Here is a 13,505-nt window from a genome sequence, read left to right on the forward strand (position 1 = left end):
GCTACGCTCATCGGCAAGCGCGGTGCCGAGCGGAATGCTCGCATGGCGCCAGGCTCTATATAATGCGCCGCACTTGACCAAGGAGATGTTCGTGACCGCGCCCGAAATCCAGTGGATCCGCGATGATGCCAGCCTGGCGCAGCAATGCCGGGAATGGCGCACACAGCCGTACCTCGCGCTCGATACCGAGTTCATGCGCGTCGATACCTTCTATCCCGCGGCCGGTCTGGTGCAGGTGGGCGATGGCCGGCAGGAGTGGCTGATCGATCCGCTGCTGATCCAGGACTGGAGCCCCTTCGCCGAGCTGCTCGAAGACGAGCGGGTGGTGAAGGTGCTGCATGCCTGCAGCGAAGACCTCGAGGTGTTCCTGCGCCTCACCGGCAGCCTGCCGGTGCCGCTGTTCGATACGCAGTTGGCCGCCGCCTATCTCGGCATGGCCCATTCGATGGGCTACTCGAAGCTGGTGAAGGAGGTGCTGGACATCGACCTGCCCAAGGACGAGACCCGTTCCGACTGGTTGCAACGGCCGCTCACCGAGATGCAGATGCGCTACGCCGCCGACGACGTCCAGCACCTCGCCCAGGTCTACCTGGCCCTGGATGCGCGGCTGAGCGAGGAGAAACGCGCCTGGCTGCTGGAGGACGGCGCCGAACTGGTCGCCAACCTCTGCCGCGAGAGTGATCCGCGCGAGGCCTACCGCGAGGTCAAGCTGGGTTGGCGGCTGCGTCCGCAGCAACTGGCGGTGCTCCGCGAACTCTGCGCCTGGCGCGAGGAGCAGGCACGCCTGCGCAACCGGCCGCGCAACCACGTGCTGCGCGAACGTACCCTGTGGCCGCTGGCGCGCCTGCTGCCGAAGAACAAGACCGACCTGGCGGCGATCGAAGACATGCATCCGCGCACCGTGCGCCAGGACGGCGACTTCCTCATCGAACTGATCGCCCAGGCTTCGCGCCTGCCGCAGAGCGAATGGCCCGAGGCGCTGCCCGAGCCGCTGCCGCCGGAGGTCACCCCGCTGCTCAAGAGCCTGCGCGCCATCGGCCAGCGCGAAGCGGAGACCCTGGGCATGGCGCCTGAGCTGATGCTGCGCAAGAAGATCCTCGAGGCACTGCTCAAGAGCGGCTATCCCGACGGTCCCTACGAACTGCCCGATTCCCTCCGCGGCTGGCGCCGCGAACGCATGGGCCAGGCCCTGCTGGACGCCCTGGAGAGCGCATGAAACGAATCTGTTCCGTCTACAAGAGCCCGCGCAAGAACGAGATGTACCTCTACGTCGACAAGCGCGAGGCGTTGAGCCGCGTACCCGAGGCCCTGCTGGTGCCGTTCGGCGCGCCGCAACATGTCTTCGACCTGCTGCTCACCCCCGAGCGCCAACTGGCCCGCGAGGATGTCGCCAAGGTCCTGGAGAACATCGAGAAGCAGGGCTTCCACTTGCAGATGCCGCCGGGCGAAGAAGAGTACATCGAGCATCTCCCGGAAGAGTTGCTGCGCATGAACGACCCGCTCTGACGCGAGCCGTACCCCGCTGGCGCCGGCTTCCCGGCGCCACTTTCACGACGTGAAACCCGCTCTGTGCAAGGCTGCGCCTTCGGTGCATGATGTCCGCAAGATGTCGCACGATAGCGGAACCCCTGGCAGCGACCGTGGTCTACCAGCGCCAAACCTGCTGCTCTCGAGGGCTTCCCTCCAGGAGCCGTGATGCATGAAAGAACAATATTCTCCGGCCTGATCGCCAGCCCTTGTCCGGCTTGGCAGTGTGACCCATGCGCTTGCTGATTCTCGAACGTGACCACGCTCTCTATGCCGCGCTGCTGATGGCGGCCGACCCCAGCCTGAAGGTGGTGGCGGGGGACGATCCCCTGCAACTCATCGACGCCGCCAGCGAGTGCTCGATCTGGCTCGGCCAGCCCGACCTGGTGGCGCAGATGCTGCGCCAGGGCGTGCATCCGGTCTGGGTGCAGTCGACCTGGGCGGGCATCACGCCGCTGCTGGCCGCCGACCTGCCGAAGGACTACAGCCTGACACGCGCGGTAGGCATCTTCGGCCAGGTGATGAGCGAATACCTGCTGACCTATATGCTCGCCCACGAGCGCCAGTTCCTCGGTCGCCTGGCCAGCCAGGTCGGTTCGCAATGGGATAGCCGCACGCCTGGCGGGTTGCGTGGCCGGCAGGTGGTGATCGTGGGCACCGGGGAGATCGGCCAGGCGGTGGCGCATACCCTGTCCGGCTTCGGCATGGACCTGACCGGGGTGGCGAAGAATCCGCGTTCGCTGGTGCCGTTCAACCGCATGGGGTCGCTCGACGACCTCGGTCGCCTGGTGGAGACGGCCGACTACCTGATCAACCTGCTGCCCGACACCCCCGATACCCACGACATCTACGACCGTGCGCTGTTCGCCCGGCTCAAGCCCACGGCGCTGTTTATCAATGCCGGGCGTGGTGTCGCGGTGGTGGACGCCGACCTGGTGGCGGCACTGGAGAACAACCAACTGGCCGGCGCGGTGATCGACGTCTGCCGCGAAGAGCCGCTGCCGGCCAACCACCTGTTCTGGCATACCCCGCGCCTCTTGCTGACCGGGCACACCGCCGCGCCGACCCTGCCGGGGGCGATGGTCGAACTGTTCCGCGACAACCTCGCGCGCTTCTGGGCGGGTACCGCCATGCGCGGCGAGGTGGACTTCGCTCGCGGCTACTGAGCCGCGTTCCCTCAGGCGGCGAGCGGGAGCAGCGGGTTCACCTCGACGGTGATGTGCACCAGTTCCTCATGCTCGGCCAGGCGGCGCTTGAAATAGTCGGCGCTGCCTTCCTCGGTGGTCAGCAGACTCAGCAGGCAGGCGTACTTGCCCTGGCCGACCTGCCACAGGTGCAGGTCGAGCAGTTCCGCCGGCAGCGGGCTGCTGGCGATCGCCGCGCGGATTTCCGCAGCCACCGGCGCGTCCATCTGCGCATCCAGCAATACCCGGCTGCTCTGCCGGATCAGGCCGCATGCCCAGACACTGACCAGTACCGCGCCGACGATACCCATCAGCGGGTCCAGCCAGGCCGCGTTCCACAGCAGGCCGCCGGCCAGCGCGACGATCGCCAGCAGCGAGGTGGCGGCATCCGCCAGCACGTGCAGGTAGGCGGCGCGCAGATTCAGATCGTGCCGGTGGGCATGATGGTCGTGGTGGTGGTGGTGGTGGTGGTGGTGGTGGTGGTGGTGGTGGTGCGAGTGGCCGTGCCCGTGGTGGGCATGGCCGTCGCGCAGCAGCCAGGCGCAGGCGAGATTGACCAGCAGGCCGAGCGCGGCGACCAGCATCGCCTGCTGGTAGTGGATCGGGCTGGGGTCGAGCAGGCGGTCGACCGATTGGTAGAGCATCAGCCCGGCCACCAGCAGAAGCAGCAGGGCGCTGGTGTAGCTGCCGAGCACCTCGATCTTCCACGTACCGAAGCTGAAGCGCGGGTCGTTGGCATAGCGCCGCGCGGCGCCGTAGGCGAGTACCGCAAGACCCAGGGCCAGGGCATGGGAGCTCATGTGCCAGCCGTCGGCGAGCAGGGCCATGGAGTTGAACAGCCAGCCGCCGGCGATTTCCGCGACCATCATGCAGGCGGTGAGCAATACCGCCCAGCGCGTGTTGCGCTCGGCCAGCGGGTTGCCCTGGTCGAACCGATGGGAATGGCGCAGGGGCTGGGTAGTCGGGGTGCCGGGCATTTGCTACTGTCCTGTCGAGACGTCGAAAATATACTATACCCCAGTATATTACCTTGAGGAGAGAGCGGTGGCCCATACCATCCATGGGAAGAAGAAGCTCCTGGCGCGGGTGCGCCGCATCGCCGGGCAGACCCGGGCGCTGGAGCAGGCGCTGGAAGAGGGCAGCGAATGCGCGGCGGTGCTGCAACAGATCGCGGCGATCCGCGGTGCGGTGAACGGCCTGATGAACGAAGTGCTGGAGGGGCACATCCGCGAACACCTCGGCGCCGAGCAGGCGAGCGCGGAGCAGCGTCGCGAAGACCTGGAACTGGTGGTGACCGCGCTGCGTTCCTACCTGAAGTAGCCATGTGCCGGCCGGTGCTTGGCCTGGAGGGGGCGGGGGACTAGACTATCGCGCCTTTTCACCAGCCCCCGATGCCATGGCCGCCAAAGTCGAACCCTTCTGGAAACGCAAGACCCTCGCCCAACTCGACCAGGACGAGTGGGAGTCGCTGTGCGACGGTTGCGGCCTGTGCTGCCTGCAGAAGCTCGAGGACGAGGACGACGGCAGCGTCTACTACACGCGTATCGCCTGCAAGCTGCTCGACCTGCAAAGCTGCCGCTGCACCAACTACGCCGAGCGCATCCGTTTCGTCCCCGACTGTATCCAGCTCACCCCGGCGCAGGCCGACGAGTTCCAGTGGTTGCCGCCGACCTGCGGCTATCGCCTGGTTGCCGAAGGCAAGGACCTGCCGCTCTGGCACCACCTGGTCTGCGGCGACCCGGAGCGGGTCCACAAGGAACGCATTTCCCAGTCCGGGCGCATGCTCAGCGAGACCCAGGTGGCCGAGGACGACTGGGAGGACTACCTGATCTTCCGCGCCGGCTGAGCTCGCGTCCGTCGCACTTCCTTACCTTGTGAAATGATATGTATTATCATTCGCATATTTGCAAGGGACTTCCGTATCCGACGGAAGCGGGGAGGCGAGGTGTTGCAGCGGGTCAACGGCGCGGGGGGCGCCGCCGGAGGATGCACGGATGGATGAGCGCTTCCGTGGTTCCGTCTCGCATGCCTATCAGGCGTTCCATGGCGAGTTGCTGCGCTTCCTGCGCAAGCACCTGGGCAGTTCGGCGGACGCCGCCGACCTCGCCCAGGATACTTTCGCCCAGTGGCTGAAATGGCCGGGCCGGCAATCGGTCGAGCAGCCGCGCGCATTTCTTTTCCAGATCGCCCGCAACCTGTTGCGCGACCATTGGCGCCGGCAGCAGAGCCGCGGCCAGGATCTCGACCGGCCGGCGGCGAACGACGAACCCGCCGCGCTGGAAGGCGAGGCGGCCGGGCCGGGCGAGCGTTTCGAACAGCAGCAGCGTCTCAGCCACCTGGCGGCCGCGCTGGCCGAGCTGCCGCCGCGGCGGCGCGAAGCGTTCGTCCTGCACAAGTTCGACGGCCTGTCCCAGGTCGAAGTGGCCGAGCGCATGGGAATCTCCCTGAGCATGGTGGAAAAGCACATCGCCAGCGCCTTGCTGCACTGCAAGCGGCGGCTTGGCCAGGGAGGCGAAGGATGAAGCCGCTGGAACGACTGGAACCGCTGTTCGCAGACGAAACCGAAGAGGACATCGATCACCGCGCCGCCTACTGGTTCAGCCGGCGTCGTTCCGGGCATTTCAGCGCTGCCTGCCGGGCCGAGCTGGAGGATTGGCTACGCGCCGATCCGCGCCATCGCGAAGCGCTCGAGGGCATGGAGCGGCTCTGGCGAGAGTTCGACGGCCTGCCGCGCCCGGCGCTGGACGATATTCCCGAGCCGGTGCCGGCCTGGCGCCTGCCCCGGGCGCTGGCGGCGGCGTTCTTCGTATTCTGCGCGCTGCTCGTCGCCACCCTGTTCTGGCGCGACCAGTCGCTCGGACCGAACCTCGCCTACGGCACGGCACCTGGCGAGCAGCGCGAGGTGGTCCTGGCGGACGGATCGAAGCTGTTCCTCGACGTCGATACCCAGGTGCAGGTGCGTTACGCCGAGCGCACCCGCGACGTGCTGTTGGAGAAAGGCGAGGTGTTCTTCGTGGTCAGCCACGATCCGGCCCGGCCTTTCCGGGTCGGCAGCGGCGACAGCCGGGTCACCGTACTCGGTACCCAGTTCAGCGTCCGGCGCAACGCGCAGGCCCTCGCCGTGGCGGTGAAACAGGGGCGCGTGGCGTTGCAGCCGTCCCTGGAGAAGGATGCCGAACATGTGCTGCTGGCTGGCGACAGCGCGCGCCTGGACCTCGCCGAGCAGCGCCTGGAACTCGGCCATGTGGCGCCGGAGCAGGTCGCCAGTTGGCGCGATGGGCAACTGGTGTTCCGCGACAAGCCGCTGGGCGAACTGGTGGAGGAACTGTCGCGCTATCGTGCCGCGCCGATCCGCCTGGGAGATCCCCGGCTTGCCGGCAAGCGGGTCTCCGGTACGGTGCGGATCGCCCGCCCCGACGATTTTCTCCTCGCCCTGCCGGCGCTATTGCCGGTGCGGGTGCAGCCGCAGGCTGGTGGCGAGGTGCTGATCCTGGCGCGCTGAGGCGCGTCGTCAGCATTAATGAAAATATTTTTCATTCGCATATGTGGGTTTTTCTCCCTGCTGCGTCTTCTCTGCTGTCCGTCGCCGCTGCCGGCGACATCCAGCAGTCACTTGGGGAGAGTTCCAGCATGACCTTGCCTTTCACCCGCGCCGCCTGGCGCCCGCTGTGTTCCGCCGCCGTGCTCGGCGCCGCGTTGTGGGCCGCCGGCGCCAGCGCTGCCGAACGACGCTTCGACCTGCCGGCGCAGCCGCTGGCCGCCTCGCTGTCGCGCCTGGCGCAGCAGGCGCAGGTCCAGGTGCTGTTCGACGAGTCGCTCCTGCGGGGCCTGCGCGCTCCGGCGCTGAGCGGCAGCTACGGGGTGCGCGAGGCGCTGGAGCGGTTGCTGGTCGGTTCCGAGCTGGAGCTGGTGGAGGCGGGCGGCGGCTACGTGGTGCGCCGGCGCCAGGTCGACGCCTACAGCGACAACGCGCTGCAACTGGACGCGCAGACCATCGTCGGCAACGGTCGCGAAGTGGACGCCAGCAACGTCGGCCGTTCGACCCTGACCCGGCGGGATATCGAACGCCAGCAGGCGGACAACATCCCCAGCCTGCTGCAGACCCTGCCCGGAGTGACCATGGGCGGCTCGCCCAAGCCGGGCGGACAGACCACCAACATCTGGGGCCTGGGCGACGCCGAGGACGTGCCCTATACCCTGGACGGCGCGCAGAAGAGCGGCTTCGAGCGCTACCAGCAGGGCACCGTGTTCATCGAACCGGAAATGATCAAGCGCATCGAGGTGGAGAAGGGACCGCACTCGGTGTTCACCGGCAATGGCGGCTTCGGCGGCACCGTGCACATGGAGACCAAGGACGCGCCGGACCTGCTGCGCGAAGGCCGCGACGTCGGCGCCATGCTCAAGTACGGCTATCACTCCAACGACCAGCAGAAGATCTACTCCGGCGCCGTGTTCGGTCGCAGCGAAGACCGCCGCGTCGATGCCCTGCTCTATCTCAACGGTCGCGACGGCCGCGACATGAAGCTGGCCGACAACCTGCCGCTGTCGCCCACCGACTACCCGATCAACCCCAAGCGCCTGCCCAACAGCGCCCAGGACGAGAAGACCGGCCTGTTCAAGCTCAACCTGCACCCCACCGAGGAGCACGACCTGGGTTTCACCTACCTGCGCTCGAAAAGCTCGCGCTGGACGCCGTTCTCCGCCAGCAGCTACCCGACCCCGCCGAGCCAGTGGACCATCGACCGCTACGGCTACGAGCTGGGCCTGACCCGCCTGCTGGCCCATCGCGATACCACCGACACCACCTGGACCGGCAAGTACAACTACCATCCGCTGGACAACCCCTGGATCGACCTGCAACTGAGCTATTCCGACGCCCGCACCGAGCAACTCGACCGTCGCGAGGACACCGCCTTCTACCAGCTCGCCACCGGTGGCAAACGGATGCGTACCGAGTACCAGGACAAGGTCCTGGAGCTGCGCAACACCAGCCGTTTCGATACCGGAGCGCTACAGCACGAGCTGACCCTGGGCGCGGCGCTGCACAAGCACAAGCGCGACATCCTCATGCACATGCCGGGCAAGACCTACGAGACCCCGCGCTACAACTACGGCTGGCTGCAACCGGCATTCATGCCGGCCGGCAAGCAGGACACGCAGAGCTTCTACATCCAGGACGCGATCACCTACGGCAGCCTGACCGTCACCCCATCGATGCGCTTCGACAGCGTGCGCAACGACGGCCAGGCCAACCTGGCGCCGATCTACGACAATCCCAAGCTCGGCCATGACTATCGCGCCCAGACCTACTCCGGCTGGTCGCCGCGGCTGTCGGTGTTCTGGACCGCGACGCCGAACCTGGCGTTCTTCGCCGACTACACCGAGACCTGGCGAGCGCCGGTGATCGACGAGCAGTACGAAGTGCAGAACAGTTCGACCATCGGTGGCAGCAGCCGCGACCTGGACGCCGAGCGCATCCATGCGATCCGTGGCGGCAGCGTGATCAACCTGCCGGACCTGCTGGTCGCCGGCGACAGCCTGCAGATCCGCACCACGTTGTTCCAGAACCGCATCAAGGACGAGATATTCCGCACCCGCAGCGTCGGCTGCCGCCAGCAGTCGATCGACAACGGCAGTATCGGTGGTAGCTGCGGCGACATGCTGCCGCTGAGCAACTACCGCAACTTGCCGGGCCTGACCATCAAGGGCTTCGAGATCGAGAGCTTCTACGACAGCCAGCGGCTGTTCGGCAGCCTGTCCTACTCGTGGATGACCGGCAAGCACGATGGGGCCTACAGCAATCCCTGGGGACCGAACGTGTGGGCGCGCGACATCCCGCCGCCGAAGTGGGTGGCCATGCTCGGCCTGAAGGTTCCGGAATGGGATGCCAAGCTCGGCTGGCAGGGCGAGTTCGTGCGCAAGACCGACCGCCTGCCCAGCGATCGCTACAGCGGCGGGATGGGTACCGGTTCCGGCGATATCTACTGGGATCACGCGGCCAACGACAGCTACGACACTCATCGGCTGTTCGCCGAGTGGGTCCCGGCCAAGCTGGGCCTGAAGGACACCCGCATCGACTTCACCGTGGACAACCTGTTCAACCGCTCCTATCGCCAGCCGCTGGGCGGCGACCTGGTCTACAGCCAGGGACGCAACGCCAAGATCAGCGTCACCCAGTTCTTCTGAGGGGCGTCAGTGCACCGAACCGATGCGCCGGGTGTCCTCGGCATACCAGACGGCGAACACCCAGCCGACCAGGTCGGCGCGCGGTACGTAGCCCCAGTAGCGGCTGTCGTTGGAGTTGTCGCGGTTGTCGCCGAGCATGAAGTAGTGGCCGGCGGGGACGGTCCGCTCGGCCATGCGCAGGGAGTCCGGCTGGCGCAGCGCCTGTTGCGCCAGGTAGGGCTCCGTCACCGGGCGCTCATTGACGTAGAGCCGGCCGCCATCGATCCGCACGCGATCGCCGGGTATCCCGGCGATGCGCTTCACATAGGCGATGCTGCGCTGCGGCGGGAAGCGGAACACCACCAGGTCGCCGACCTGCGGGTCGGCGAAGGCGTAGCGCGCGGCGTTGGCGAGGATGAAGTCGCCCTGTTGCAAGGTCGGTTCCATCGAGCGCGAAGGGATCTTGTACAGCGCCACGCCGAGGAGCCGCGCGCGCGGGTCGAGACTGGCGGTGCCGAACGGATTCGCCAGGTAGACGGCCAGCATGATCGCGGCGAGCAGGCCCATGGCGGGCCAGAAGCGTCGTTTCACGAAGGTTCCCTTTTTCGTGGCGGAAGGCCGGCGTCGCCGGCCCCCGCGGTGGTCATACCAGGCCGAGGACCTTGAGCAGGAAGGCGTATTCCAGCGCCACGTCCTTCAGCCCCTGGTAGCGGCCGCTCATGCCGCCGTGGCCGGCGCCGAGGTCGGTCTTGAGCAGCAGCAGGTTGGTGTCGGTCCTGGTCGCCCGCAGTTTCGCCACCCACTTGGCGGCTTCCCAGTACTGCACGCGGCTGTCGTTGTAGCCGGCGACCACCAGCAGGTGCGGGTAGTCCTGGGCCCTGACGTTCTCGTAGGGCGCGTAGGCGGCGATCCGCGCATGCACCTCGGGCTCCTGCGGGTTGCCCCACTCATCGTATTCGGTGACGGTCAGCGGCAGGTCCGGATTGAGCATGCTGTTCAGCACGTCGACGAAAGGCACCTCGGCGATGGCCGCGCCGAACAGTTGCGGGCGCTGGTTGAGCACCGCGCCGATCAACAGCCCGCCGGCGCTGCCGCCGCTGATGGCGAGACCCTCGGGACGGCAGTAGCCCTCGGCGAGCAGGTGCTCGGCGCAGGCGATGAAGTCGTCGAAGCTGTTCTGCTTGTGTTCCAGCTTGCCGGCCCGGTACCAGGCTTCGCCCAGTTCGCCGCCGCCACGGACATGGGCGATGGCGAAGACGAAGCCGCGTTCGAGCAGGCTCAGGCGGGCGTGGGAGAACCAGGGATCGAGGCTATGCCCGTAGGCGCCGTAGCCATAGAGATAGAGCGGCGCGGGGCGCCCGGCGGCGATGCCGTCGAGGACTTCCTTGCGCGCCACCAGGCTGACCGGCACCTGCGTGCCGTCGCCGCTGCTGGCCCAGATGCGCCGGCTGGCGTAGGCGTCGGCGTCGAATGGGCCTTCCACCGGGGTCTGCTTGAGGACGGTCTGCGTGCCATCGGCGAGGTTCAGCTGGCGTACCTGCGCCGGACGGTTCAGGGCCTCGTAGCGCAGTCGCACGCAGGGGCTGTCGAATTCCAGGCTGTCCTGCACGTAGAGGCTGTAGGCGGCGTCCGGCAACTGCACGCGGTAGGCCGGCAGGCCCTGCGGTTGCACCTCGATAACCGGCAGGCCGCCGTCGCGCAGGCCGAGGATCACCGCCTCGGCGTTCAGGCTGACATCTTCCAGGGTCCGCTGCGGGTCGTGGGCCACGCGCAGTTGCCAGTGCTCGCGAGTCGGCCGCGACTCCTCGGCCTGGTAGAGGGCGAAGTTGATCCCCGCCTGGTTGCTGCGGATCAGCCACAGGCCCCGGCCGTCGAGGCGACCGTGGTCGGGGTAGTACTCGTGGCCTTCCTCGCGCGGCGCCAGGCAACGGAACGTTCCCTGCGGCTGGTCGGCGTCGAGCACCCAGGCCTCGCTGGTGGTCTTGCTGTTGAGCAGGAGGATCAGCTGGCGTTCCGAGCTGGAGCGGTAGCAGTGCAGGAAGAAGCGCCCGTCGCCTTCCTCGAACACCAGCTCGGCGCCGGCCTCGCCCAGGCGGTGGCGATAGAGCTTGTGCGGGCGGTGGGTGTCGTCCAGTTCGCCGAAGAACAGCGTGCGGTTGTCGTTGGCCCAGGTCAGGCTGCCGTCGCAGTCGTCGAAGGGCAGGGCCTGCACCGCGCCGCTGGCGAGGTCCTTGACGAACAGGCGGTAGATCTCGTCGCCGCTGGTGTCCAGGCTGTAGGCCAGCAGGCTCTGGTCGGGGCTGATGCTGAAGGCGCCGAGGGAGAGGAAGCCGCCGTCGGCCAACTGGTTGGGATCGAGCAACAGTTGCTCGGCGCCTTCGTCGACCGCCAGGCTGCCGTCCGCCGGACGCGGGCAGCGGTAGTGGCGCGGGTATTCGTCGCCGGCGGTGGTGCGCTGGTAGTACAGCCACGGACCCCACGGACTGGGCAACGACAGGTCGGTCTCGCGGATGCGTCCCCTGATCTCCTCGAACAGGGTCTCGCGCAAGCCGGCCTGGTCGGCCAGTTCGCTATCCAGGTAGGCGTTCTCGGCCTTCAGGTAGTCGAGCACCTCCGGGGCGTCGCGCTCCTCCAGCCAGGCGTAGGGGTCGCTTCCGGCGTCGCGGCGGGCGATGGGGGGCTGCGGATGGGGCATCGGGAATCCTCGTCGATCCGGCCATGCGCGAGGCCGGGAAATCTGAATAAAACTGGCGGCGCGGCGCCCGCCATCGGTGGGTAGGCGCGTCGGCATGCAAAAGCGGCTATCATAAGCCCCCCATCACCGCTATCGCCACGCACGCCGCATGAATGAACAAGACTATCTGATCGCCTGGGGCGCCTACGCCATCGCCGGACTCGGCCTGATGCTGGTGTTCTGGCTGATGACCGGCTGGATGTGGCGCTGGCTGCGCGAACCCCTGCGGCTGATCGTCTTCATCCTGCTGTTCACGCCGACTCCGGTGGACCCGCAGAACGACCTCTACGCCCCGGCCATCGCCATCACCGCGCTGGATGTCGTGTTCAAGGTCGGCAACAACGCCTGGCGCGCGGTCTCTGACCTGGCCCTGGTGGCGCTGCTCGGTTTCGGCCTGTACCTGCTGATCGCCGCCATCCGCTGGCCGCTGGAGCGGGCCTGGAAGAATCGTCGGCATCCGTCGCAGGACGCCGAGGACGAGCCGACCCTGCGGCAGATGATGCAGCCCGAGTTGATGCCGGACGTCGACACCCGCACCGACGAGCACGGCGACCGGCGCATGCGCATCGAGCCGCGCCTGTAGCCTTTCGCGACGAAATCCATTCTTGCGCTACGCCCGGCAGGCGTTCAGCATGAGGCGAGGCCTATGTCGGGATTTCCCATGGATTGCGTGTTCTGCGCCATAGCGGGTGGCCGCGAGCCGGCGCACAGACTCTTCGAGGACGAGCATTTCATCGTCCTGCTGGACATCTTTCCGCTGCGACCGGCGCACGTGCTGATCGTAGCCCGCGAGCACGCCCCGCACCTGAGCGATCTTTCCGCCGCCGCCCGCGACGCCCTCCTGGCGCTCGCCGAGCGTATCGGTCGCGCATTGCGCCGGGCCGGTTTCGGCGTGGAAGGCATCAACCTGTTGCTCAACGATGGCGTGGCGGCCAACCAGCACGTGGCGCACCTGCATCTGCACCTGATTCCCCGGCGTCTCGGCGACCTGCCGCGACTGCTCTGGCGCGCCCTGACCCGTTTCCTGCCGGTCGGTCGCGCGAGCCTGCAGGCGCGTCTGCAGCGGGAACGAGAACTACTACGTACAGCCTTGCTCAGGGAGGTTTGAGCCATGTGTGAACTATTGGGCATGAGCGCCAACGTCCCGACGGACATCGTCTTCAGCTTCACCGGACTGATGCAGCGCGGCGGCGGTACCGGCCCGCACCGCGACGGTTGGGGCATCGCCTTCTACGAAGGACGCGGCGTGCGGCTGTTCCAGGACCCGCTGGCGAGCGTCGATTCGGAGGTGGCGCGGCTGGTGCAGCGCTTCCCGATCAAGAGCGAGACGGTCATCGGGCACATCCGCCAGGCCAACGTCGGCAAGGTCGGGCTGAGCAACACCCACCCCTTCATCCGCGAACTCGGTGGGCGCTACTGGACCTTCGCGCACAATGGCCAACTGGCCGACTTCCAGCCCAAGCCCGGTTTCTACCGCCCGGTCGGCGAGACCGACAGCGAGGCGGCCTTCTGCGACCTGCTGAACCGCGTGCGCCGGGCTTTCCCCGAGCCGGTGCCGGTGGAGGTGCTGTTGCCGGTGCTGATCTCGGCCTGTGACGAATATCGCAAGAAAGGTGTGTTCAATGCCCTGATCAGCGACGGCGACTGGCTGTTCACCTTCTGCTCCAGCAAACTCGCCTACATTACCCGCCGTGCGCCATTCGGCCCGGCGCGGTTGAAAGATGCCGACCTGACCGTGGACTTCCATGCGGAAACCACGCCGGACGATGTGGTCACGGTGATCGCCACCGAGCCGCTCACCGACAACGAGAACTGGACCTTGCAGCAGAGCGGCGAGTGGGTCCTCTGGTGGGGCGGCGAGGTGTTGGCCAAGGGGCGGGTCTGAATCGCCGCCG

The 13,505-nt window shown here is 67.3% G+C and carries 14 protein-coding genes; 11 read left to right on the forward strand and 3 right to left on the reverse strand.

The window, feature by feature from the left end:
- Positions 1-91 precede the first annotated feature (91 nt).
- The 3 genes from rnd (at position 92) to HMPREF1224_RS37245 (ending at position 2,693) form a co-directional block, all read left to right on the forward strand.
- On the forward strand, positions 92-1,216 hold the full coding sequence (gene rnd / locus HMPREF1224_RS37235) for a ribonuclease D (protein ID WP_003145300.1): 1,125 nt from the start codon (positions 92-94) through the stop codon (positions 1,214-1,216).
- Complete coding sequence (locus HMPREF1224_RS37240) at positions 1,213-1,506, forward strand: YcgL domain-containing protein (RefSeq protein WP_003082651.1); 294 nt, start codon at positions 1,213-1,215, stop codon at positions 1,504-1,506. Before rnd ends, HMPREF1224_RS37240 begins: the two co-directional genes overlap by 4 nt.
- A gap of 254 nt (positions 1,507-1,760) precedes the next feature.
- Positions 1,761-2,693 (forward strand): D-2-hydroxyacid dehydrogenase, encoded by a 933-nt coding sequence (locus HMPREF1224_RS37245; protein WP_003082652.1) that lies wholly within the window; start codon positions 1,761-1,763, stop codon positions 2,691-2,693.
- Between the two features lie 11 nt (positions 2,694-2,704).
- Here HMPREF1224_RS37245 and aitP read toward each other — a convergent pair whose 3' ends face one another.
- Entirely contained in the window at positions 2,705-3,688 is a 984-nt protein-coding gene (gene aitP / locus HMPREF1224_RS37250) for a CDF family iron/cobalt efflux transporter AitP (RefSeq protein ID WP_010793955.1), read from the reverse strand.
- Positions 3,689-3,755: 67 nt separating this feature from the next.
- Here aitP and HMPREF1224_RS37255 point away from each other — a divergent pair, with 67 nt between their 5' ends.
- The 5 genes from HMPREF1224_RS37255 (at position 3,756) to hxuC (ending at position 8,897) form a co-directional block, all read left to right on the forward strand.
- Positions 3,756-4,031 (forward strand): metal/formaldehyde-sensitive transcriptional repressor, encoded by a 276-nt coding sequence (locus HMPREF1224_RS37255; protein ID WP_003082658.1) that lies wholly within the window; start codon positions 3,756-3,758, stop codon positions 4,029-4,031.
- A 76-nt stretch (positions 4,032-4,107) separates the two neighbouring features.
- Positions 4,108-4,557 (forward strand): YcgN family cysteine cluster protein, encoded by a 450-nt coding sequence (locus HMPREF1224_RS37260; RefSeq protein ID WP_003082662.1) that lies wholly within the window; start codon positions 4,108-4,110, stop codon positions 4,555-4,557.
- A gap of 148 nt (positions 4,558-4,705) precedes the next feature.
- Complete coding sequence (locus tag HMPREF1224_RS37265; RefSeq protein WP_003082669.1) at positions 4,706-5,233, forward strand: RNA polymerase sigma factor; 528 nt, start codon at positions 4,706-4,708, stop codon at positions 5,231-5,233.
- Entirely contained in the window at positions 5,230-6,213 is a 984-nt protein-coding gene (locus HMPREF1224_RS37270) for a FecR family protein (protein WP_010793956.1), read from the forward strand. The genes HMPREF1224_RS37265 and HMPREF1224_RS37270 overlap by 4 nt, the downstream gene beginning before the upstream one ends.
- A 128-nt stretch (positions 6,214-6,341) precedes the next feature.
- Positions 6,342-8,897, forward strand: coding sequence for a heme receptor HxuC (gene hxuC / locus HMPREF1224_RS37275; RefSeq protein WP_003112363.1), 2,556 nt, complete (start codon positions 6,342-6,344; stop codon positions 8,895-8,897).
- 6 nt (positions 8,898-8,903) lie between these two features.
- On the opposite strand, the gene lepB is transcribed toward hxuC, so the two are convergent.
- The gene (gene lepB, locus HMPREF1224_RS37280) at positions 8,904-9,443 is read right to left on the reverse strand and encodes a signal peptidase I (RefSeq protein ID WP_010793957.1); all 540 of its coding nucleotides are present in this window, start codon (positions 9,441-9,443) and stop codon (positions 8,904-8,906) included.
- A 76-nt stretch (positions 9,444-9,519) separates the two neighbouring features.
- Positions 9,520-11,571, reverse strand: coding sequence for a S9 family peptidase (locus tag HMPREF1224_RS37285; RefSeq protein WP_010793958.1), 2,052 nt, complete (start codon positions 11,569-11,571; stop codon positions 9,520-9,522).
- 148 nt (positions 11,572-11,719) lie between these two features.
- On the opposite strand from HMPREF1224_RS37285, the gene HMPREF1224_RS37290 reads away from it, so the two are divergent.
- From HMPREF1224_RS37290 to HMPREF1224_RS37300, 3 genes are all read left to right on the forward strand, one after another.
- Positions 11,720-12,193 (forward strand): hypothetical protein, encoded by a 474-nt coding sequence (locus tag HMPREF1224_RS37290; protein ID WP_003086834.1) that lies wholly within the window; start codon positions 11,720-11,722, stop codon positions 12,191-12,193.
- A 63-nt stretch (positions 12,194-12,256) separates the two neighbouring features.
- Positions 12,257-12,718 carry an HIT family protein gene (locus HMPREF1224_RS37295; RefSeq protein WP_003145285.1) on the forward strand — a complete coding sequence of 154 codons (462 nt, stop codon included), beginning with the start codon at positions 12,257-12,259 and terminating at the stop codon, positions 12,716-12,718.
- 3 nt (positions 12,719-12,721) lie between these two features.
- Positions 12,722-13,495 (forward strand): class II glutamine amidotransferase, encoded by a 774-nt coding sequence (locus tag HMPREF1224_RS37300; RefSeq protein ID WP_003082680.1) that lies wholly within the window; start codon positions 12,722-12,724, stop codon positions 13,493-13,495.
- Positions 13,496-13,505: the final 10 nt, after the last annotated feature.

It is taken from the genome of Pseudomonas sp. P179 (genome assembly GCF_000478485.2).
In the GTDB taxonomy this organism is placed as follows: Bacteria; Pseudomonadota; Gammaproteobacteria; order Pseudomonadales; family Pseudomonadaceae; genus Pseudomonas; species Pseudomonas aeruginosa.